This window comes from Aeromonas media, from assembly GCF_000819985.1.
Classification (GTDB): Bacteria; Pseudomonadota; Gammaproteobacteria; order Enterobacterales; family Aeromonadaceae; genus Aeromonas; species Aeromonas media.
On record NZ_CDBZ01000144.1, the window covers coordinates 12,500 to 35,634 of the forward strand.

The window sequence follows — 23,135 nt, forward strand, 5'->3', positions numbered from 1 at the left end:
CCTTCCGGCCTTTCACGCTCAACATTCCTCTTTGCACCACGCTCGGAGCTGTCCCCAATCATCCGAGCCAAACAATAAAACTGAATCCGTTCAGTTGATTACAACAGTATGCCGACTGCGGCCTGACGACCGGAATGACTGGTACCAAGTCGTGATGACAAACACAGCACAACTCATATCCATCCCCATCAGTGCGATCAGAACAGTCGCAAGTAGTCACCAATGGAACCCAAAAAGTCGCTATCGGATTCGATGACATTGATTAGGGCGAAACTCGACAGGCATGGCGGCCGATGCAAGGGTAGAGGGTCGCAAGCAAAGACAGGCTCGATTCAGTCCCGATACAGGGGGGATATGTAGGATCCTCGTTGACTCTCCCCCTTAGACACCCTCTAATTGACAGCCTGGACCCTTATCATCATGCATCTTATGAAAATCCTACTGGTCGAAGACGACAAGCTGCTCAATCATCACCTCACCACGCTGTTGACCGAGGCCCAGAATCAAGTCCACAGCACGGACAGTGCCCAGGTGGCGCTGCACTATGCGGCCGACTACCCCATCGACGTTGGCATCATCGATCTGGGCCTGCCGGACATGGACGGCCTCCAGCTCATCAGCCGGCTGCGCGAACAGCAGATCCCCTTCCCCATCATAGTCCTGACGGCCCGGGGCAACTGGCAAGACAAGGTGGAGGGTCTGGAGGCCGGCGCCGACGACTATCTGGTCAAGCCGTTCCAAAAAGACGAGCTGCTGGCCCGCCTCAATGCACTGGTACGCCGCAGCGCCGGTTTCATCTCCCCCAGGGTGAAGGCGGGTGACTACGAGCTGGATCTCTCCCGCAAGGAGCTCACCGTCGCTGGCGAAGTCACTGTGCTCACCAGTTTCGAGTATCTGATCCTGGAATACCTGATGCGCAACGCCCGCCAGGTGGTTTCCAAGCAGCAGCTGCTGGATCAACTCTATGGTGATGGCGAAGGGGATCCGAACACCATAGAGGTGATGGTGAGCCGACTGCGCAAGAAGCTGGATCCGGAAGGGGTCATATCACCCATCTCCACCATCCGCCGTCAGGGTTACATCTTCAACCTCTCCTGCAGCTGATGCCCCGTTTCATGCTGCACCCCATGCAACTGATCCGCCGCTCGCTGCACCTCAAGCTGATGCTGAGCGCCATGCTGGTCATCGCGCTCATCATGACCTTCTCCGTCTATATCCTCTATCTTGGTCACGCCGAGGAGCAGGCGCAGAAGGCCAGCATCCGCATGCAGGAGAATCTCTCCAAGCTCTTCTCCTCCAAGCAGCCCGATCCCCATGCCATCACGGATCTCGGCAACATCACCCCGGATGCCATCGACCCCAATCTCGACACCCTGATCTGCCGCTCCGATGGTGAGCTGAGCTGGTCCAGCCTGCACATGCCTGAGGTGATCACCATGAAGGGGACCATCTGCCGGGATCTGATGAAATACCTTGGCGGCCTGGATCAGGACTATTTCTTCAAACTGCACACCATCAAGAACGGCGAGAGCTACTTCATCTACAGCCTGCGCTTCCTGCGCAACCACGGCGACGGTCCCACCACCTACTACGTGGTCATGGTCGATTCCGCCAAGCGTTACCAGGCCCAGACCCGGGAGTATCTCTACCGCTGCATTCGTCAGGCGCTGCTCTCTTACTGCCTGCTCGGGGCCCTGCTGCTGCTCACCAGCTTCTGGAGTCTCTCCTCCCTGCGCACCATGGCGCGGCAGATTGACGAGATCCGCGCAGGCTCCCGGGAGTCGCTCTCCAACGACTACGAGCGGGAGCTGACGCCGCTGACCGAGTCGGTCAACCAGCTGCTGGAGAACGAACGCCAGCAGACCCAGCGTTATCAGCACGCCCTGAACGATCTGGCCCACAGCCTGAAAACCCGGCTGGCGCTCATCCAGATCACCGCCCAGGAGCTCAAGCTCGGCCACGATATCCATGACAACATCAGTGAGCAGATCACCACCATGGATCAGATCATCCAGTACCAGCTGCGCCGTGCCGTCACCGGACGAAAACGCCTTGCCAGCAAGGGCACCGAGCCTGTGCCCCTCATCGAGAAGCTGCTGGCCAGCCTCACCAAGGTCTACCGCCACAAGAAGCTGCAGACCGGCTTCCAGTTTGATGACGACGTCTTCTTTCACGGTGAACAGGGCGATCTGATGGAACTGATGGGCAACCTGCTCGACAACGCCTGCAAGTTCGCCATCAGCGAGATCCAGGTGCGGGTCAATCGCCAGGGCAGCGGCCTGCTCATCGTGGTGGAAGACGACGGCCCCGGCATAGACCCCAGCAAATCGCAGCAGATCTTCCAGCGCGGCGTGCGGGCGGACAGCTCCCCAGGCCAGGGGATAGGGCTAGCGGTGGTGACCGAAATCGTGCACAGCTATGGCGGCAAGATCCGGGTTGACGAGTCACCGCTTGGCGGCGCCAGGTTCCATATCACCCTCCCCTGATACCGCGATAAGGGCCCATGCCATGGGCCCTTCCTTACCTCTATCTCCATGCAGGCTCTGCCCTGACTGGCTCCTGCACCTTCCAGATCCTTCCATCATTCTCAGACCACTTTATGAGGGTTCACCGGCCCTGCCACATCCTCCTGGATACGGCGTCCCCTATGGTGCCCTCATAGGGGGAGTGCCACGACATCAGGTGGACAGACATAAAAAAACCGGCCGCAAGGGCCGGTGAAACAGTTCAGGCTTGTCAGGTGACAATTCGCACCCAGCGGATGAAGACAGCTTCCAATTCCCTGTGAAACCCTGCCCTCTTGAGTACGTGATGTCACTCTACGCCAGGGTCACTGAATCGGGACTGAACCATTTGTGCATTCTTTATCCGCCTCAGAGGCGGATCCCGAGGGACTGGCGCAGATAGGCGCCCGCCCCCAGCAGGCCGGGGCCCTCATGGGTGATGAGGAACACCGGGATGTCCTTCAGATAAGGCTTGAAGCGCCCCTTGTCCTCGAAGGCGACCCGAAAACCGGAGCCGATGAAGAACTCCTGGAAGCGGGGCACTATGCCGCCGGCGATGTAGACGCCGCCGAAGGTGCCCAGGTTGAGGGCCAGGTTGCCGGCAAAGCGGCCCATGAGCACGCAGAACAGGCTCAGGGTGCGGCGGCAATCGAGGCAGTCACCCGCCAGCGCCCGCTCTGTGATGTCTTTGGGGGCAAAAAGTTCGGGCTCGCGGCCGTCGGATTTGACCAGGCCGCGATAGAGATTGACCAGTCCCGGGCCCGAGAGGAAACGCTCGGCAGACACATGGCCCAGCTCGCCACGCATCACCTGCAGCACGGCATCTTCCTCTTCCGTGTTGGCGGCGAAGTCCACGTGACCCCCCTCCCCCGGCAGACTGAGCCACTGCTCGCCCGCCTGCACCAGGTGCGCCACCCCAAGGCCGGTGCCTGCGCCATAAATGGCGATGGGCTTGCCAGCCACCGGGGCGGCGCCGCCGAGCTGGATGCGGTCACTCTCACCGAGCACGGGCACCGCCATGGAGACGGCGGTGAAATCGTTGATCACCTGCAGGCGATCCAGGCCGAGGTTGGTCTGCATCTCGTGGATGGAGAACTCCCAGCTGTGGTTGGTCATGGCGACCCAGTCGCCATTGATGGGACAGGCGATGGCGATGCAGGCTTCGCCCACCTTGACGCCATGCTCCTCCAGATAGAGGCGCACCACAGCCTCGAGGCTGGGGTGGGCCAGCCCGGAATAGGTCTTTGCCTGGGAAATGGCGCCCGTCGCCAACTCGCAGAGGGCCAGCCGGGCATTGGTACCGCCTACGTCGCCCACCAGCGCATGGGTATGCTGCATAACAAACTCCTTCGTTACCGACTCGGGGCGGCCCTTACCGTCCCGACATTGTTATTTGGTTGCAATACTACCCGAGCCCCTTCCCTTGCGGTGCGTCGGATGAATGCAACTGTGCGCCCGCTCACAGTGTTGTTGCTTTGCAACATTTGTAAGCGTTTTCAAGGGACAGATGGAAGTTTGTAACCAAAAGCACGAAATAATTAGACATGAGTCATACTTTGTAGGGACGAGATTAGTTCCGATAAGCGCTTGTCTTGTATAGTCATTAAGTAGATTGGAAACCTGCTTGAGCTGTGAATTTAGTGCACAGACACTGAAGTTAAATTACAAAAATGCCTGGTGGTAATGATGAATACCCTCGATAAAATTACGAACAATTTGGAAAGTTTCAGTAAATCAGAGCGTAAGGTGGCTGAAGTGATCCTGGCGTCGCCCCAGACCGCCATTCACTCCAGCATTGCCACCCTCGCCAAGCTGGCCGATGTCAGCGAACCGACCGTCAATCGCTTCTGCCGCCGTCTCGATACCAAGGGCTTTCCCGATTTCAAGCTGCACCTGGCCCAGAGCCTGGCCAACGGTACCCCTTATGTGAACCGCCACGTAGAGGCGGAAGACGGGCCAGACACCTATACCGCCAAGATCTTCGAATCCACCATGGCCTGCCTCGATGCGGCCAAGAACAGCCTGGACATTTCCGCCATCAACCGCTGCGTCGACATCCTGACCCAGTCCAAGAAGATCAGCTTCTTCGGCCTGGGCGCCTCTTCCGCCGTGGCCCGCGATGCCCAGAACAAATTCTTCCGCTTCAACATCCCCGTGGTGAGCTTCGAGGACATCGTCATGATGCGCATGAGCTGCATCAACAGCAGTGAAGGGGATGTGGTGGTGCTGATCTCCCACACCGGCCGCACCAAGGCACTGGTAGAGATCGCAGCCCTGGCCCGTGAAAACGATGCCACCGTCATCGGCATGACAGCCAAGGACTCCCCCCTGGCCCGCGAGTGCAACCTGGTGCTCTCCATGGACGTGCCGGAAGACACCGACGTCTACATGCCCATGGCGTCCCGCATCGCCCAGCTCGCCCTGGTGGACGTGCTGGCCACCGGCTTCACCCTGCGCCGTGGCATGAAATTTCGCGAAAACCTGAAGAAAGTCAAAGAAGGTTTGCGCGAATCCCGCTTTGATACCCCGCATAATTCCTGAATCATTCGGGGGTCCGCCCCCGACTGTCTATGCCACCTGGCTTGGTGTAGTATCGTAATTTAATAACACAAGGCCACTCAGATGGCCTGCAAGCAGGCGCCATGCCACATGCTTGACGGGGCAGTATTTCAAGTCATATCAACTTCACATTGGAGTCTTTCATGCCAAGACGTACAAAGATTGTAACCACACTCGGTCCGGCGACCGATCGCGACGGCATCCTCGAGGGGATCATCCGCGCCGGTGCCGACATGGTGCGGATGAACTTCTCTCACGGCACTCCTGAAGATCATATCCAGCGCGCCAACCAGGTGCGTGAAATCGCCGCCAAGCTGGGCCGTCATGTGGCCATCATGGGTGACCTGCAAGGCCCCAAGATCCGCGTTTCCACCTTCAAGGATGGCAAGGTCTACCTCGCCATCGGTGACAAGTTCATTCTCGATGCCGCCCTCGGCAAGGGCGAAGGCTGCCAGGAGCAGGTCGGCATCGACTACAAGAGTCTGCCAAACGACGTGGTGGCCGGCGACATCCTGCTGCTGGACGATGGCCGCGTGCAACTGAAAGTCGAGCAGGTCGAAGGCACCCGCATTCACACCACGGTCACAGTGGCCGGGCCTCTCTCCAACAACAAGGGCATCAACAAGAAAGGGGGTGGTCTTTCCGCACCGGCCCTGACCGAGAAAGACAAGGAAGACATCAAGACCGCCGCCCGCATGAACGTGGACTACCTGGCCGTCTCCTTCCCCCGCAGCGGCGATGATCTGCGCTACGCCCGCGAACTGGCCCGTGAAGCCGGCTCCAACGCCAAGATAGTGGCCAAGGTCGAGCGTGCCGAGACCGTCGCCAGCGACGAGGCGATGGAAGACATCATTCTTGGCTCCGACGCCGTCATGGTGGCCCGTGGCGATCTCGGCGTCGAGATCGGCGATCCCGAACTGGTGGGCGTGCAGAAGAAGCTGATCCGCCACTCCCGTCGCCTGAACCGGGTGGTGATCACCGCGACCCAGATGATGGAGTCCATGATCAACGCCCCGCTGCCGACCCGTGCCGAAGTGATGGATGTGGCTAACGCCGTGCTGGACGGCACCGATGCGGTGATGCTCTCCGCCGAGACCGCCGCCGGCCAGTTCCCCATCGAGACCGTGACCTCCATGGCCAGCGTCTGCGTGGGCGCCGAGAAGCACCCTAGCCTGAATGTCTCCAACCACCGCATGAGCTATACCTTCACCTCGGTGGAAGAGGCGGTCGCCATGTCCACCATGTACGCGGCCAACCACCTGGAAGGGGTCAAGGCGATCGTGGCGCTGACCGAATCCGGCACTACCCCGCTGCTGATGTCCCGCATCAGCTCCGGCCTGCCAATCTTCGCCATGTCTCCCCACAACAAGACCCTGGCCTGGACCAACCTCTACCGTGGCGTGACCCCGGTACTGTTCGACGGCGACGAGAGCAAGCCGGTGTACGAGGTGTGCCGCGAGGCGCTCGACGTGCTCAAAGCCAAGGGCCTGGTCCAGAGCGGCGACATGGTGCTGCTGACCCATGGCGACAAGATGGAAACCGTGGGCAGTACCAACACCTGCAAGGTGATGATGGTCGAGTAATCACTCGCCTGGACATCGACAAAAACGGCTCCTGCGGGAGCCGTTTTTTATGGCGTCATACCCGATTCAACCACGAAACAGCTCCACCTTGTCCCCATCCTGCAGGCTGCCTGCCCCGCGCACCACCACCCGGTCCCCCAGCTTGAGCGCCCCGCTCACCGCCACCTGCCGGTTGTCGCCAAACAGCACGGTCACCGGCACCCGGTTCACGGTCAGCGCCTCGCCGCGCTGCTCCACCTGATAGACCACGCTCCCCTCGGTGCCGAGCACCAGGGCATCCCGTGGCAGCAGCATGGTCTGCTGCTCCCCCAGCGGCAGCGCCACCCGCACCGGCGAGCCGATGATGAAACTGCCCGGCTCGGGCCTGAGGCGCAGCTCGATGAGCCGCGACTTGGGATCGGCGCTGGCCGCCCGCTGGTAATAGGTGGCGTGGCTGCTGATCTGCTCCCCCTCGACCCGCAACCTGGCCTGATCTTCCAACTGACTGGCCCAGACAATGGGGGCCCGCAGCCGGATATCCGGCTGATCCGGATTGACCAGCTCCAGCGCCTGCTCCCCCGCATCCACGTGCTCTCCTGGCTGGATGAAGTGCTCGTTCACCACACCGTCGAAGGGAGCGAAGATGTGGGTCCTCTGCAGTTGCGCCTCGATCTGGCGCACCTGTACCCGTGCCAATTGCTCGGCCAGTTCGGCCTGCTCCACGTCGTAACGCGCCTTGTCGTACTGGCTCCGGGAGGCGCTCTTCTGCTGGTGCAGTCGCTCGAGCCGCTGGAACTCGGCACGTGCGTAGCGCAGGTTGCTTGCTTCTCTGGCCTGTTCTGCCCGTGACTGCTCAAGGGAGAGGCGCAGGGTGGCCGCGTCCAGACGCAGCAGCTCATCCCCCTTGCTGACCCGGCTGCCAAACTCGGCTATCCACTCCACCCGGCCGCTCACCTCAGCGCTGAGCGCCGCCTGCTGGCGACTCGCGACCGTGCCGCTGACCCAGATGCTGGCTCCCGCCTCCCCCTGGGTCACGGCCGCCAGGGTCACCACCTTTGCCCCGGCAGGCCCTGCTGCCAGCAGGGCCAGGGTCATCATCATCCTTGTGAACATCTGTATCATCGATAGGCTCCTTCTCAGGCCCGCTGCCGGATGGCGTGGGGCGCGTCGACCCGCTCACCCAGCCGCAGGAGGGCGGGTAACAGGACCAGGGTGAACAGGGTACTGCAACTCATGCCGCCGACGATGACGGTGGCGAGCCCGCGGTAGATTTCGCTGCCCTCGCTCGGGCTCAGCATCAGCGGCAGCATGCCGAAGATGCTGGTGAGGCTGGTCATGGCAATGGGCCTCATCCGGCTTTGCAGGGCATAGGCCACCGCCGACTGGCGGCTCATTCCTTCCCGCTCGGCCATGCGGGTCTGGTGCACCAGCAGGATGGCATTGTTGACCACCAGCCCCAGCAGGATGACGAAGCCGATGATGGTGAGCAGATCCATCGGCAGCGGCACCAGCAATCCGCTCAGACGCAGCGCCAGCACACCGCCGACGGCGGCAAGGGGCAAGGTCAGCAGCACCAGCACGGCATCCTTGAGGGAGGCGAACACTCCCCACAGCAGGATGAGCAGGATCAGCACCGCAAACAGGAAGATGCTGCCCAGGTTGTCCAGCGCCTGCTGCAGGCTGTCGGCATTGCCGGCGATCTGCAGCTCCCCGCCAGCCGGCAGTATGGGTCTGATGGTGGCAAAACTCTTGCTCTGCAGGGTCTCCAGCACCTGCTCCATGCTCATGCCTTCCGGTGGGGTGATCATGAGCTGGATGCTGCGCCGGCCATCGGCCCGGAAGATGCTCTCCGGCCCGAGAGCAGGCTCCACCCGCAGCAGTTCGCCAAGGGGGACGATGCGCCCGGATGGGGTCGCAAGCGGCACCGCCTTGAGTTCATCCGGATTGGCCGAGCTCTGCCCTATCAGCAGGATGTCCAGCCTGTCTTCCCCATCGAAATACTCACCGACCCGCAGGCCGTCGCCGAAGGTCTGGATGATGGTGGGCATGGGGGTGCGATCCCAGCCTACCTCGGCCAGACGCCTGTCTTGCGGCACCAGCCTCAGCTCGGGGGCGGTGAAGTCGAGACCTGGCTCAGGCCTTATCTGGGCCCCCGGCAAGTCGCGCTGCACCATGGCCATGCTCTCTCTGGCCGCCTGATAGAGCGCTGGCAACTCGCCACCCTGGATCAGCAACGAGATGCCGTTCTCGCTGTCGAAGCCGCCAAACAAGGAGCCCTGGCCGCCGAAGACCCGGGTATCGGGTATGCCCACCAGCAGCTGTTTCATCAGGAGCTGCTCCAGCGCCTTGAGCCGGGTCTCGTCTCTGGGGCGCACCCCGATCTGGGCGCCACCCGGGTAGCGCAAGATGTAATAGTTCTTGAGGGCCGGCTCCTTCTCTCCTCTCATGTAAGGGTCGAGGCGGGCGATCAGGGTATCGATCACCTCCTCCCTCTGGGCTTTGGGGTTGACCCCCGGGGTGAAGCTCATCCAGACGTCGATAGCGTCACGTTTCACGTCCGGCAGGTAGTTCATCTTGGGCAGCAGCAGCCAGCTGGCAAGCACGGGCAGGCTCATCATCAGGATGATGATGGTCCAGCGCCGATGGGGAGTCGCTGTCCAGCGGATCACGTGGCAGGTGGTGCGCCGCCAGAGCCCGTCATAGGGGTCGACCAGTCGCTCGCGCCCCATCCAGCGCGCCGCCACGGCGGGCAGTACGGTCACAGCCACCACCATGGAGACGGTCACGGCGCAGGCGATGGTCAGCGCAAGATCGGCAAACAGCTGCCCTTCCACGTCGTTGAGCAAGAGCACCGGCAAGAAGATGGCCACCGTGGTCAGGGTGGAGGCCACCAGCGCCGTCCACACCCGGCTGGTGCCTTCCAGTGCCGCCTCCGCCTTGCTGACATCCCCCGGCTCGGTGCGGCGATAGATGTTCTCCAGCACCACGATGGCGGCATCCAGCACCATGCCGACCGCGAAGGCGATGCCGGCGAGTGAGATGACGTTGAGGGTGCGCCCCATCACCTTGAGCAGACAGAAGGTGAGCATGATGCTGATGGGGATGGCAATCGCTATCATCAGGGTCGCCTTGAGCTGGCGCAGGAAGACCCAGAGGATGGCGCAGGAGAGCAGCACCCCCAGCCCCAGGTTGGCGGTGACCATGCCCACCGCCCGGTTGATGTAGAGGGAGGCGTCAAACGACTGCTCCATGTGCAGGCCGACCGGCTCCAACACCTCACGGTTGAGCTCCCCGACCTTGGCCTTGATCCCCTCCAGTGCCGCCAGGGCGTTGGCGCCACTCTCCTTGAAGATCTGGGCCGCGATGGCGGTGTTGCCGTTCTGGATGCGCAGTACCGGGTTATCCTCCCGGGCCAATCGCACCTCGGCCACGTCCCGTAGGTAGATGGGCAGACCGTCTCGCCAGTCCACCACCTTGTCCCCCAGCGTCTCCACATCGTAGCGCCCGGCGAAGCGCAGCTTGTACTCCCAGCGGCCGATGTCGAGGGTGCCGGCGGAGACGTCCCAGTCGGTGCTGGCCCGACTGGCGAGCACCGGGATCTCCACCCCCAGCTCGGCGGCGCGGTATGGGTCGAAACGCACCTGGATCTGGCGCTCGTTGATCCCCTCTACCTCCACGGTGGAAACCCCGGGGATCCGCTCCAGCTCCGGCTTAACCCGCGCCTCGATCAGCGCCTGATGATCGTCGATCACCCCCTTGGCGCCGGGCAGTTGCTGGATGAAGAAGAAGGTAAGGGTGTCGTTGCTGCTGTAGTTGTTGACGTAGGGGCCGTCGATCCTGTCCGGCAGGCCGGAGACCCGGTTAAGCCGCGAGATGACGTCGAGCTGGGCCCGCTGCATGTCGGTGCCGAGAGCAAACGCCATGTTGATCTCGGTGAAGCCGGGGTAGCTGTTGCTGCCGATGCTTTTCAGCCCCTGCACCCCCTGCATCTCCTGCTCGATGGGGTCGGTTACCTCCGACTCCATCTCCTGGGGCGAGGCGGAGCGCCAGCTCACCGAGATGTTGAGGTGGGGACGGTCTATGTCGGGGAACAGCTGGATCGGCAGCCCCCCGATGCTGAGCAGGCCCAGCACGAAAATAAGCACGACCGAGACCGCCACCCAGATGGGGCGTTCGATCGCCGTTTTGGCGAGGTTCATTCACTCTTCCTGAGTTGTTGTTATCGGCCATTCCGCTGGCCTTGCTTCCTGCCCCAAGGGTGGGGGCCATTGCATTAAACTGGAATTAATCGGCCTTGTAAATGCCTGGTTAAACAACAAAAAAACCGGCCACATGGGCCGGTTCTGCAATCGAGCATCAGACTCAGGCGGCGTGCACCGCCGGGGCCGGTTGAGACAGCCCTTCCAGCTCGCCCGGGGCGAAGTTGTCCACCTGGATCGCCTCGTAGCGCAGGGCATCGGCGGCCAGCAGCTTGTCCGCCTCCTCCTTGCCGAGGATGGACTGGGACAGGGCCGCGGCCACCAGCTCCGGCAGGGCCATCTTGCGGGGCAGTTTGCCCTCTTTCTGGGCCTGCACCAGCTTCTTCTCGATGGGCTGCACCGCCACCATGGCCTGGAAGGCACGCTCCATCAGACCAACAGGGTCAGCGTCATCCTTGCCCACGTAGCAGAGCGCGGTCAGACGATCGCGGAACTCGCCCGGCGTCATCATGGCCAGACAGATGGCGTGGCAGCGATCGTCCGCCGGCATCTTGTAGCCCACACCGAACGGGAACACCACACGCTTGAGCACGGCACCGACCACCTTGTTCGGGAAGTTCTGGAAGAAGCCCTCGAACGCCTTGCCGATGAGATGAAGATTGCGCTCCACCGCGTACTGCACGAACGGCAGATCCGAGACCATGCGACCCTGATCCTCGTAGTGCTTGAGGGTCGCGGAGGCCAGATAGAGGTGGCTCAGCACGTCACCCAGACGGGCGGAGATCATCTCCTTGCGCTTGAGATCCCCACCCAACATCAGCATGGAGACGTCGGCACACAAGGCCAACCCTTTACTCATGCGAGAGAGCTGCTTGTAGTAGCGGGCGGTTTCGCCTCCCACGGGAGCATTGTTGAACTGCCCCAGGGTCAGCCCCTGGAACAGGGCACCGAAGAAGTTACCGGTGCCGAACGCGATGTGCTTCATCAGCAGGGCGTCAAACTTCTCGAGGCCACGTTCCACGTCGGTGTCGGCGGCGGCTTCCAGTTCGGCAAACACGTAGGGATGGCAGCGAGTGGCACCCTGCCCGAAGATCATCAGGTTGCGAGTCAGTATGTTGGCCCCCTCCACCGTGATGGCGACCGGAATGCCCATGTAGGCGTAGCCGGTGTAGTTTTTCGGGCCGAGCTGGATGGCACGACCGGCATGGATGTCCATGGAGTCATCCATGATCTGGCGCGCCATTTCGGTCATGTGGTACTTGGAAATCGCGGTGACGATGGCGGGTGCCTGACCGAGATCCAGGGAACCTGCCGTCATGCGACGTGCCCCTTCCAGTTGGTAGGTGAGACCACCGATGCGGGCCAACGCCTCCTGCACCCCTTCAAACTTGCCGATGGACATGCCGAACTGTTTGCGCACATAGGAGTAGGCGCCCACGGTGCGGCTCGCCATGTGGCCACAGGCGGTACCCAGGGCAGGCAGCGAGATGCCGCGACCGGCGGAGAGGCACTCCACAAGCATGCGCCAGCCGCGACCCGCGTATTCAGGGCCACCGATGATCCAGTCGAGCGGGATGAACACATCCTTGCCGAAGGTTGGGCCGTTCAGGAACGCCAGCCCCATGGGGTAGTGGCGATCGCCGACCCGCACACCCGGGTGGTTGGTCGGGATCAGGGCACAGGTGATGCCGATCTCTTCCTTGTCACCCAGCAACTTGTCCGGATCGTACATCTTGAACGCCAGACCCAGCACGGTGGCGCGAGGCGCCAGCGTAATGTAGCGCTTGTTCCAGTTCAGGCGAAGCCCGAGGACCTCCTCCCCCTTGTACATGCCCTTGCAGACGATCCCCTTGTCCGGGATGGCGCCCGCATCCGAGCCCGCTTCCGGACCGGTCAGGGCAAAGCAGGGAACTTCCTTGCCGTTGGCCAGCCCCGGCAACCAGAAGTCCTTCTGGGCCTGGGTGCCGTAGTGCATCAGCAGTTCACCCGGGCCGAGGGAGTTCGGCACCATGACGGTGACCGCCACGCTCAGGCTCTTGGTGGCGATGCGGGTGACGATGGTGGAGTTGGCAATGGCCGAGAACTCGCGGCCGCCGTAGGATTTCGGGATGATCAGGGCGAAGAAGCCTTCCTTCTTCAGGTAGTCCCAGACCGGCTCCGGCAGGTCTTTGGTTTCGTTGACGATCTTGAAGTCGTCCACCATGGCGAGCAGGGTCTCGACCTGATTGTCGATGAAGGCCTGCTCCTCGGCGCTCAGTTCGGCCTTGCCGTAACCATGCAGTTTCTTCCAGTCCGGGTTGCCGCGAAACAGCTCGCCATCCCACCAGACGGAGCCAGCTTCCATGGCCTCCCGCTCGGTGGCCGACAAGGGCGGCAGTATTTTCTTGAAGATGCCGAACACGGGACGGGTTACCACCTTTTTACGGATGGCGGGCACGCCGAGCACCACGGCTATCGCCAGCACCAGCAGGACAAGCAATGTGATCATACCGAAGTTCCTTCTATTTCACTGTTTCCGTTGATTATTGTTAGGTGTTACACGGCCAGGGAGAGCCTGGTCGACTCCACGGGCGCCCCGACACCGGACGCCAGATAAGGAATAACGTTGCGCACCAGCCCTTCCACATCGAGCTGCTGGCCAAAATCGGCCTGGGCGATGTCACGCAGGGCATCGGCGGAAGCCATGGTGAACACGACTGTGCCCAGGGTGAAGTGCAGGCGCCAGAACAGATCCGCCGGCGACAGGGCCGGGTTGGCCTTGGAAATCGCCTGGGTGATCCCGTGCAGGGTCGCCCCGTAGTGGGTGGTGATGAAACGGCGCAGGTGGCCCTGACTGTCGATGTAACCGCGCCCCAGCAACTGCATGAAGAGCGCCGGGCCGTTGGCCCGCACCGCCACCAGCTTCATCAGGGGATCGACAAAGCTCTCGAACACCTGCAGCAGGGTCAGCTGCTCCTGCACCATCAGGGTCTGCAGGCGCGCATCCAGCGCCGGCATGAAGATACTCAGGTAGCGATCGAGCACCGCCTGGATCAGCTCCTTCTTGGAGCCGAAGTGGTAGTTGACCGAGGCCAGGTTCACATCGGCCTCGCTGGTGATCAGACGCAACGAGGTATCGGCGAATCCCCGCTCGGCAAACAGCACCTCGGCGGCATCGAGAATACGGTTTTTGGTATCGATTTTACTCACTGGACACCTCACTTAAACGAATGTTTAAAAATTACGTTTCACGCCCAGTCATGTCAAGAGAATGTGAACAGGTGTTGGCGAAATGTTTTCAACCAAAAAAGCGGGAACAAGATGGGAACTTAGCGGCCAGGTCGGACTCTATATCTATGCCACTGCAATTAAACATTAAGTCTCGCCCAACTTGCGCCATGCTAGTTGGGCATTTTTTTATCAGGGTGGCGGCGAAGATTGCGGGCAAAAAAAAACCGTCGCAGGGGCGACGGTGGGGAAAAGTGAGTCGAATCATCCAGTTTCGACTCATCGATGAGAGTTCAGGCTTGCATCGATGGGGCTATGCTCGCAGACAAAGGTGGTCAGACTTTGTCAGTCCTGGCGTAATTTGTGACAAAGTATGGCAAGCCGCCACATGGCCCGAGTCCGCCAATTTTGCTATGCTGGCGCCTCATGCCAGAGGGGAGAGAAGATGAAGTATCAGGTCGATACCCACACGCACACCGTCGCCAGCACCCATGCCTACAGCACCATTCACGATTACCTGCCCATCGCCAAGGCCAAGGGGATCAAGCTCTTTGCCACCACGGATCACGGTCCCGACATGGCCGATGCGCCCCATTTCTGGCATTTCGTCAATCTGCACGTGTTGCCCAGGGTCGTGGACGGGGTCGGTATCCTGCGCGGCATCGAGGCCAACATCAAGAACATCGACGGCGAAATAGACTTCCCCGAGCGCTACGAGTCGCGCCTCGACATGATCATGGCCGGCTTCCATGAGCCCGTGTTTCCCCCCTGCGATCAGGCAACCCATACCCAGGCCATGATCAACGCCATCAAGAGCGGCCGGGTCGACATGATAAGCCACCCGGGCAACCCGGCTTTTCCCATCGACATCCAGGCCGTGGTCAGGGCCGCTGCCGAATATCGGGTAGCGCTGGAGATCAACAACTCCTCCTTCAGTCACTCCCGTCCGGGCAGTGAAGGCAACTGCCGCGCCATCGTCGAGGCGGCGCGCGATCTGGGTGCCTACCTCACCTTCGGCTCCGACTCCCACGTGGCCTTCAGCCTGGGGGACTTTGACCACTGCCACCGGCTGGTGACCGAGGTCGGCTTCCCCGAGGAGCGGATCCTGGCACGCTCTCCCCGCGCCCTGCTCGCGTTTCTCGAGAGCCGTGGCCGCGCCCACATTCCGGAATTCGTCGATCTCTGAGTTGTGCCCGTAACTCCATGAGCAGGCTCATAAAAACAGCCCAGTCTCATTGACTTACCTGCACATTTTCGGGAATCTAGGGACAAGCCGGTGTAGCTCAGTTGGTAGAGCAGCGCATTCGTAATGCGAAGGTCGTAGGTTCGACTCCTATTACCGGCACCAGATATAGCAAGGCTCGCAGCGATGCGAGCCTTGTTAGCTTTAGGCCCGGGGTTACACCGGGGTTACGTTTCGGGTACAGCCATAGACTTGTTAATCCACTACAAGTCGTCGAAATGAACCAGTAGAAGCCATCAGCGCTTGACCTGTGATCATTCGTCACAGGCATGGACGATAAGTGCCATTTGAATTGGATGGCAAAATTCAGGATTAGTCGAAATGGCAGTGACAAAGTGGGAACCGTCTTTCTTTGGGCGACAACTGACAGGATCGTTAAATTGGCATCTCTGCTTGGATGGCCTCGAACTGGTACTGACGACCGAAGGGCGTATTCACCGGGCGCATGTCGAAGAAGAGGCAGCTTATCGCATCCAACCAGGCATGCTCTGGACGGGTATTACCCTCTTTCCAGGACAAGGGGCGGAGGTAAAAGTAGATGGCTTGTCCAACACTCAAGGCGAAGCCCTAACCCACGTTCTGAACTTACTGCTCGCTGAAAAGCGTATACGTGAGGACGTAGCGTTTCTTCTGGGTACTCTCCAAACAATCGAGCAATGGCTGGAATTCAAAACCTGCCAGGAACAACACTGCCAGCAAGCGCGTCGGTGGTTCACTCATGAACAGCAAGCCGCCGTGATGGCGGCACGCCCTTCAGTGGACGCCAATGCCATACGGACCAGGTTGAAGAAACCTGGTGTTATGGACCGACTAGGCTCAAAGGCCAATGCGGTGGAGCGTTCCTTAATCGCATGGGAAACCGACCCCTATCCTACCTGGAAAAAGCTCAACCTCACGCACACCGAATTGGAACTGAAAGATTGTAAGGATCTTCTCGATCGGGTGGAGAGTAAGCCCTTGACGGTGGAGCAGGCCCGAGCCGTCATCTGTTTTGACAACCGGGTGCAGGTAGTGGCCTCGGCAGGTTCCGGTAAGACCTCTACCATGGTGGCCAAGGCAGCCTACGCGATCCACCGGAGGATTGTGGCTCCCGAGCGTATCGTGTTGCTGGCTTTCAACAAACAAGCTGCGGAAGAGCTGAAAGAGCGTGCCGCCAAGTCATTCGAGCGCTTGGGTATGTCGGGAGTTACGGTAGAGGCCTCGACCTTTCATGCCTTGGGCCTGCGCATCATTGGCAAGGCTACGGGCGAAAAACCGGACATCCCGGACTGGGCAACCGATACCGTAGGCGGCTTTCGCAAGCTGACCGACATTATCGACCAGTTGAAAGACCGCTCCACGGCATTTCGAATGTATTGGGATCTTTTCCGTTTAGTATTCGGAAAAGACCTGCCCTCATTGGGATCACCAGGAAATGTCGACTTATGGGACGGCCAAGGCAATGGTCTGCTCCGTACTGCCCGTGGCGAGACGGTGAAGAGCCAAGAAGAGGCGATCATCGCCAACTGGCTTTTCTACAACGGGGTGAATTACCGCTACGAAGAACCTTACAAGCACAGCACCGCCGATGAAGACCATCGCCAATACAAGCCTGATTTTTACTACCCCGACCTGGACTTGTACCACGAACACTTCGCTCTTGACGCAAAAGGCATGCCACCTGCCCACTTTGAGGGCTATATGGCAGGGGTCCATTGGAAGCGCCAGAAGCACAGTGAGATGGGCACCTCGTTGTTCGAGACCACCTCCCACGGCCTTCGCAACGGCAATGATTTTGATCGGTTGGCAGCCGAGCTGACTTCCCGTGGCGTGTTATTAGACCCTAACCCGGATCGGGAGATCCCTCAGGGTGGACAACAGCCAATGGAGTCGGCCGATCTGACCGGGCTGGTGCGCATGTTCATCAGCCATGCCAAAAGCAACTGTTTAACATTTTCAGCCCTGCATCAGCGGTTGGACGCCATGCCAGAGGACGGGTTCAAGTTCCGCCACAGGATGTTCCTGAATATCACGATCCCTATCATGGAGGCTTGGGATGCCGCCTTGGCGGCCGAGGACGGCATCGATTTCGAAGACATGCTCAACTTGGCAGCCGAGCATTTGGAGAGTAATCGTTATGAAGCGCCATATGAGCTGGTGATGGCTGATGAGTTCCAGGATGCCTCACGGGCCCGTGCCCGTTTGTGCCGCGCCTTAGTCCAGAAGCCTGGTCGGTTCCTGTTTGCTGTGGGCGATGACTGGCAGTCCATCAACCGCTTCGCAGGTGCCGATGTGTCGGTGATGACCGCCTTTCGGCAGTGGTTCGGCCATGGGCAAGTACTCAAGCTGGAACAAACGTTCCGCTGCCCGCAAACCTTGTGCGACGTGTCCAGTGCGTTCGTGTCCAAGAACCCCGCTCAGATTGCCAAACGGGTACGTTCCGTCACCCCGGCTCAAGGCCCAGTGCTCGAAGCCTTCCAGGTGGACAACAAAGAGAGGCTGGCCGATGCGGTCGACCGGTTCGTAATGACGTTGGCGGAGGGGGTTCGCGACGGCACAATCCCCCTAGGCCGCAATGGCAAGGTTTCGGTTTACGTGCTCGGCCGCTACAACGCCGATCGCCAATACCTGCCAGCAGGTAAATCCCGTTTTGAGCGTTGGCTGGATGTATCGTTCTTGACTATCCACCGCTCTAAGGGCGCCGAGGCGGACTTTGTTATCCTACCCGAGATGCTCAGTGTCCTGCGTGGGCGAAGCTTCCCCAACACCCGTGCCGATGATCCCGTGCTAACCCTGGCCATGCCCAGCGGGGACCATTTCCCGCAGGGAGAAGAACGGCGATTGTTCTACGTTGCTCTGACTCGAGCTCGGCGCAGCGTGGCAATGTTCACCGTTCGTGGACGTTACTCTAGCTTCCTGCGTGAGTTAGCAGATGACGGGGCTGTTTCAATCACCGACACCGATGGGAACGTTATCCATGAGGAGAGTTGCCCGGCCTGCAAACAAGGCGTGTTAGTGCTGCGCACCGGGCCGTATGGGAAGTTTCGATCTTGCTCTAATTTTCCGGCCTGTAGCTTCAAGCCCAAGAAGCCCCGCCATCCATCACCGTTCGCTGCGTAGCCCTACACTCACCGTTCCCTACCATCACAAAACTACGGTGATTTTACCGAGCACAAGATGTTTGAGGAAGCGTTGGGGGCTATTCACAGCGCCATTTCCACTGTACGGTCACGTTTCACGACCGTGACACTTTTTAAATTTTTTCCCGGAACCACAGTAACAGCGTTCGTTTCGTCCCTGTTGCTGATTATTGGAAATAGTACGCAAAGTAGTCTTCCGTGCTATCCCCAGAGATATTTGTCGTGTCGGTTGTGGATTGAGGCAGGCTTTATTCAGCAACTGTTTCACACCCTGCTCACTCGACACGCTGCCCAATTCGACATGCTGTTTAATAAGCACACTCTCCCGGGCACTTTTGTCAAATGCTGGGATAAGGAACTGCTCGAAGAATGACAAGGTGAGGATGTCAAGTGAACTGTCTGGCCCATTTACGTTGATCTGCTCTCTCAGACGCCCAACGACTTTTTTACAGGCCAACAAGCATTTGCCACGCAAATTTGTCGGGTCACCATCTATTGATAAGGCCCCAAAGCAGTCTTGCAGATATTTTGCAGCACGCAATAGGTCAGGCCGCTGGCTAGTACGTTCATAGATCATTTCAGCCACAGACAGAGCTGCACGGGCTCTAAATTCATCAAAGGCCATCAACCGCTCAAACTCAGCCTCTGCATCGCTAGCAGGACGATCCGGAATTCTGCTTTCACGAATGAAACAGGCAAGTTTATATACCGCATTGGGCAAATCCTGAGCAGCAGCTTCCTTAAGCCAGCGGATAGATTCTTTTTCGCTTTTGTCCACCCCAGCACCATCCAAGTAAAGAACAGCGAGGTTGTACTGAGCATGAGGAAAACCAGCTTGCGCAGCTTGCAGGATTAGCTGCGCGGCAATAATAGGGTCTGGCTCACACCCGATGCCATTCACATACATGGTACCAAGCTGAGAAAGCGCGACTGGATGGCCTAACTTCGCTGCGCGGCTAAAAAGCTCGTGAGCGTAGACCTCATCACGATCGAAAATGCCCCGCCCCTCAAGCGACCCCTGAGCAGCATAGACAATCGCATCGGCATGGTCCGCTTGCGCCGCCCGTGCGATGAAGAGCTCTCCCTGATTGATCTGCTCCTTATCATGAAACAACTGCTTGGCTAGATAATGTCCGTACTCGTAAAGACAGTTGGGATGTCTCTTGTCAGCGCCCCGCTTGAACCAGAACATTGCATGGTCGATATCTTCTTTCGCTTCAAGAGGGTATCCATCGGGATGAAGCGGCCCCCCCATTTTGGAATGTTGATCTGCCCTTTCCTTGAAATATTTGCCCGCCTGATTCATGGCGTCGATGTCCTGATCAAGCATCGCGCGGACGCACATCTCTTTGAGAGCCCCTGACTCAATTTCTGCTACCTCATACTCCGGCACATCCCGATGGCTAACGGTATAGAGGTGCTCAATCAGGTTCCTCGCCGCGACCAACGCTTCAGCCGCGCGAGCTGGTAGATCCAGTTCAACGTAGTCGAAATTTTCTGGGTGGGCAGCCTTATTTCCATTGCTCTGCAGCAATCGTAATTGCTGTTTCACTTTTGGCTTGAGCATTTCCTGTTGGTCAAGACGGGTTATTTTGTCGGCTAGCGTTAGCCCCGTTAAGCCATGGTCTAGGCAGTCACAAAATGTTGCAGCCAGACCACGCAGTGACAACAGTGCCTGTACGGGAGCATCAATACTAAACGCCTTTGCGTCTCTGTAAAGTCGGCCTATTTCAGTGGAAGCACCATCTGCAAGTTGGATGTCGTTCATGGAAAATCTCAGTGCGTTGCGTTGATAGCGGAGCCAGCCAGCAAATCCCATCAGGGATAAAGGCGGTACTGCGTTCCTATTGACTAGGCGATCCTGCATTCACCTACGCTGCCCGACAAGCGCGTTTCACGCTAGCAGGCGATATCCCGAAGTGTTCAGCTGTCATTTTAATGCTCGCTGTGTTCTCTTTACGCCAGATAGCGACGGCGGCATCGTCAATCGTCTTTTCACGCCCAAGCGCCTTGCCCTCTGCCTTCGCCTTGGCGATCCCGGCCATCTGACGGGTTTTGATGTTCGAGCGCTCCAGCTCTGCAACAGCCGCCAACATGGTGAGCATGGCTTTGCCGATGGGCGTGGACAGGTCGAACCCCTCCCGCAGACTGATGATTGAAACGCCCTTACCTTGCAGTGCCTCAACGGTATCCAGCACGTCGATGGTATTGCGACCAAGACGGTCTACTGCAGGAACGATCAACGTGTCGCCCTTGCGTATGAACTTGAACAGTTCGGCGAACTCTGGACGCTGTAGCGCCTCCACTGCCCCTGATACACCCTCGTCCGCAAACCAGGTCTCCACCTTGTGAGTCTGCTCAATGCTGTGACGCTGAGCCCCAATGCTCTGCTCGCCCGTGCTGACCCTGAGATACCCGATCACCGCCATGATGTGCCCCTTTGGTTGGCTCACAATCTATAGCTCTAAATATAGTAATGGCTCACATAAAAACAACAGTTTTGAGCCAGTTGGTTTAGGGTGCTGGCTGAATAGGTCATAAGGTACACTTTTTGAGCCAACAATAAGAACCAGATCAGCACAGGGTAATCGGGATGTGTTGCTTATCGTATCCTATAAGGTACAATCAGGTTGACGTTAACTACAGGCTACTATATGCCAATAATCAGACACTATAAGACGGATGATGGCCGCAACCCTTTTGACGAGTATCTGCGCAGCATAAAAGATCCCATAGCCAAAGCCATGATCGCCACGCGAGTCGCCAGGATGGCAACCGGAAACTATGGCGACTGCAAGGTTTGCCGGGATGGTGTGTCAGAGTTGCGCATTGATCAAGGGCCTGGATATCGCGTGTATTTTGGCTACGTCACCGACCCAGCAGATGGTGCAGTGAATCTGGTACTGCTCGGCGGCACAAAGAAAAAACAAGACGCCGATATTGATACCGCAGTCGGGTATCTCAATGATTATAAAGATTTCAAGAGGTAAAGGTCATGGCAAAATCAGTTCTTCATGACGACGCAATGGTACAGATGCTGAAAGACGATCCAGCTTTTGCGCCGATCTATCTACATCAAGCTCTCGTTGAAATTGATGAGGAGGGCGGTTACGAGGCATTCATGCTTGCGCTACGCCACGTCATCGAGGCAACCGGTGGTATGAGCGTCGTTGCCAAGCGTGCCGGACTATCCCGCGAATCACTCTATAAATCGCTTTCACCGACAGGTAATCCATCGTTCAAGCGCGTTGCAGCGCTCGCATCGGCGACAGGATTCCCTATTTCACGAATTGCGGCGATATCAGCCTGATTTCTGTTGGGTGCGAGTTTCGGCTCTACATTCAGCCCGCAAGTCATCGCGCTTGATTGCATAGCACCTCGCCGGATCTTGGTGCGCTCGCGCTAGGCACAGCACCCGTGCATCCGGGTCGCTGATGGTGTAGCAAGTGCCCGCATCCCCAGCGATCGCCGGATCCGCGAGTAGGATGACCGCCAGGGCCAGGATGGTCAGTTTCATGATGGTGCCCTCCCAGGACTCCCGCTGATAGTAGCGTCCAGGAGGGCGGGCTGTCGCTGATCTCCTGAAAGGTCAGGAGCCAGTGCCGCACTCGCGCTCGAGGCGCTCGATGACGGCCTCGGTGGGCTCGCAGTCCAGATCAAAGTCCTCTGGCATTTCGAGCTCCGACATCTCAAGGCCACCGGACTGGTCCACGATGGCGTCTTGTGCCGCTACATCGCAGCCAGCAGAACCCTTGCTAGCCTTGCGCTCACCAGAACGAATAAGCCTCTCTGTTTCGGCTGTGATTTTGGCAAGCTTATCCGCTTTAGTATTACCCTTTCCCATAAGCCAACCTCTTCCGTGTATTTTCTCGGTGTCATTCGCGTTCAATAATAACGCGGACCTTCTGATCGCTCTCACTGGCTTCCAGTCCCCATGAGAGCCGCTCTCCCTTCTGCTTGGCTCTGTCCCAATTACGTGTTGAAAGGCTAATCTTGAAGTAGGCCATCACCTTGAGGTCTACCATCATGGATACCCCAGCCTTTCAACACCTGTTATCCCTCTTTCCACTGCTTACCCTGCGCCAGCGCCGTGTTGCCCAGCAGGAGCTCACGGCGCCACACGCCATTACCTCACTCAATACCCAGTTACCAGCATGCAGCGGTTGCCCTCATTGTCAGGCCGATCCTGCTCAGCTGGCGCCTTGGGGATGGAGTCGGGGACTGCGCCGCTACCGTTGCAAACTGTGTCTGCGCACCAGCACCGTGCTCACCAAGACGCCCTTGGCCAGGTTGCGCAAAGCCCAGTGCTGGGAAGACTACGCGCAAGCCCTCATTGAAGGGCTGACCGTCCGTCAGGCAGCGCTGCGTTGCGGCGTCAGCAAAAATACCGCCTTCCTCTGGCGTCACCGCTTCTTGCGCGCGATGGCAACTCATCAAGCCACACGGGAAGAGGGCATCGTTGAGGTTGATGAGACCTTCTTCCTCGAATCGTTCAAGGGGCAACGGGGACTGCCGCGTCCGCCACGGCATCGCGGTGGTAAAGGGCGAACCCGTGGAACCGGACCGGATTACATTCCGGTGATGGTGGTGCAAGACCGGGCAGGCCACCATGCGGATTTTCAGCTGGATAAGATGAATGCCGAAACAGTGATAGCGGTCTTGAAGCCCTTGGTTTCACCTGACGCGGTACTGTGTAGCGATGGTGCGGGCGCGTATGCCAGTTTCTGCGTATTCCGGCGAAG

At 59.0% G+C, this 23,135-nt stretch carries 16 protein-coding genes and 1 tRNA gene; 10 read left to right on the top strand and 7 right to left on the bottom strand.

The window, feature by feature from the left end:
• The first annotated feature begins 429 nt into the window (after positions 1 to 429).
• Together BN1127_RS12550 and BN1127_RS12555 are read left to right on the top strand one after the other, a co-directional pair.
• On the top strand, positions 430 to 1,104 hold the full coding sequence (locus tag BN1127_RS12550) for a response regulator (protein WP_042649691.1): 675 nt from the start codon (positions 430 to 432) through the stop codon (positions 1,102 to 1,104).
• Positions 1,104 to 2,486, top strand: coding sequence for an ATP-binding protein (locus BN1127_RS12555; RefSeq protein WP_042649692.1), 1,383 nt, complete (start codon positions 1,104 to 1,106; stop codon positions 2,484 to 2,486). The genes BN1127_RS12550 and BN1127_RS12555 overlap by 1 nt, the downstream gene beginning before the upstream one ends.
• A gap of 387 nt (positions 2,487 to 2,873) precedes the next feature.
• Here the strand turns inward: BN1127_RS12555 and glk are convergent, their stop codons facing one another.
• Complete coding sequence (glk, locus tag BN1127_RS12560) at positions 2,874 to 3,842, bottom strand: glucokinase (protein WP_042649693.1); 969 nt, start codon at positions 3,840 to 3,842, stop codon at positions 2,874 to 2,876.
• Positions 3,843 to 4,190: 348 nt separating this feature from the next.
• On the opposite strand from glk, the gene BN1127_RS12565 reads away from it, so the two are divergent.
• Positions 4,191 to 5,045 carry a MurR/RpiR family transcriptional regulator gene (locus BN1127_RS12565; RefSeq protein ID WP_171276452.1) on the top strand — a complete coding sequence of 285 codons (855 nt, stop codon included), beginning with the start codon at positions 4,191 to 4,193 and terminating at the stop codon, positions 5,043 to 5,045.
• 161 nt (positions 5,046 to 5,206) lie between these two features.
• On the top strand, positions 5,207 to 6,646 hold the full coding sequence (gene pyk, locus BN1127_RS12570; protein WP_042649695.1) for a pyruvate kinase: 1,440 nt from the start codon (positions 5,207 to 5,209) through the stop codon (positions 6,644 to 6,646).
• Positions 6,647 to 6,712: 66 nt separating this feature from the next.
• Here pyk and BN1127_RS12575 read toward each other — a convergent pair whose 3' ends face one another.
• From BN1127_RS12575 to psrA, 4 genes are all read right to left on the bottom strand, one after another.
• A complete protein-coding gene (locus BN1127_RS12575) occupies positions 6,713 to 7,747 on the bottom strand; it encodes an efflux RND transporter periplasmic adaptor subunit (protein ID WP_042649696.1) in 1,035 nt (344 codons plus the stop codon).
• Positions 7,748 to 7,761: 14 nt separating this feature from the next.
• Positions 7,762 to 10,824 (bottom strand): efflux RND transporter permease subunit, encoded by a 3,063-nt coding sequence (locus tag BN1127_RS12580; RefSeq protein WP_042649697.1) that lies wholly within the window; start codon positions 10,822 to 10,824, stop codon positions 7,762 to 7,764.
• A 163-nt stretch (positions 10,825 to 10,987) separates the two neighbouring features.
• Positions 10,988 to 13,312, bottom strand: a complete 2,325-nt coding sequence (locus BN1127_RS12585) for an acyl-CoA dehydrogenase (protein WP_042649698.1) — start codon at positions 13,310 to 13,312, stop codon at positions 10,988 to 10,990.
• A gap of 47 nt (positions 13,313 to 13,359) precedes the next feature.
• Positions 13,360 to 14,013: a TetR family transcriptional repressor PsrA gene (gene psrA, locus BN1127_RS12590; RefSeq protein ID WP_025327582.1), complete on the bottom strand. Its 654-nt coding sequence runs from the start codon at positions 14,011 to 14,013 to the stop codon at positions 13,360 to 13,362.
• Positions 14,014 to 14,476: 463 nt separating this feature from the next.
• Here psrA and BN1127_RS12595 point away from each other — a divergent pair, with 463 nt between their 5' ends.
• From BN1127_RS12595 to BN1127_RS12605, 3 genes are all read left to right on the top strand, one after another.
• The gene (locus tag BN1127_RS12595) at positions 14,477 to 15,217 is read left to right on the top strand and encodes a phosphatase (RefSeq protein ID WP_042649699.1); all 741 of its coding nucleotides are present in this window, start codon (positions 14,477 to 14,479) and stop codon (positions 15,215 to 15,217) included.
• A gap of 86 nt (positions 15,218 to 15,303) precedes the next feature.
• Positions 15,304 to 15,379: transfer RNA gene (locus BN1127_RS12600), tRNA-Thr, on the top strand.
• Between the two features lie 216 nt (positions 15,380 to 15,595).
• Positions 15,596 to 18,373, top strand: coding sequence for a UvrD-helicase domain-containing protein (locus tag BN1127_RS12605; protein ID WP_042649700.1), 2,778 nt, complete (start codon positions 15,596 to 15,598; stop codon positions 18,371 to 18,373).
• Positions 18,374 to 18,481: 108 nt separating this feature from the next.
• Here the strand turns inward: BN1127_RS12605 and BN1127_RS22135 are convergent, their stop codons facing one another.
• Together BN1127_RS22135 and BN1127_RS12615 are read right to left on the bottom strand one after the other, a co-directional pair.
• On the bottom strand, positions 18,482 to 20,161 hold the full coding sequence (locus BN1127_RS22135) for an SEC-C metal-binding domain-containing protein (protein WP_042649701.1): 1,680 nt from the start codon (positions 20,159 to 20,161) through the stop codon (positions 18,482 to 18,484).
• Positions 20,162 to 20,264: 103 nt separating this feature from the next.
• Positions 20,265 to 20,822 (bottom strand): recombinase family protein, encoded by a 558-nt coding sequence (locus BN1127_RS12615; protein ID WP_171268792.1) that lies wholly within the window; start codon positions 20,820 to 20,822, stop codon positions 20,265 to 20,267.
• Between the two features lie 225 nt (positions 20,823 to 21,047).
• Here BN1127_RS12615 and BN1127_RS12620 point away from each other — a divergent pair, with 225 nt between their 5' ends.
• From BN1127_RS12620 to BN1127_RS21520, 3 genes are all read left to right on the top strand, one after another.
• Entirely contained in the window at positions 21,048 to 21,383 is a 336-nt protein-coding gene (locus BN1127_RS12620; protein ID WP_005328266.1) for a type II toxin-antitoxin system RelE/ParE family toxin, read from the top strand.
• A gap of 5 nt (positions 21,384 to 21,388) precedes the next feature.
• Positions 21,389 to 21,703, top strand: a complete 315-nt coding sequence (locus BN1127_RS12625) for a helix-turn-helix domain-containing transcriptional regulator (protein WP_041206074.1) — start codon at positions 21,389 to 21,391, stop codon at positions 21,701 to 21,703.
• A 716-nt stretch (positions 21,704 to 22,419) separates the two neighbouring features.
• A partial coding sequence (locus BN1127_RS21520) for an IS1595-like element ISAs23 family transposase (RefSeq protein WP_082030088.1) occupies positions 22,420 to 23,135 on the top strand: 716 nt, incomplete at its 3' end.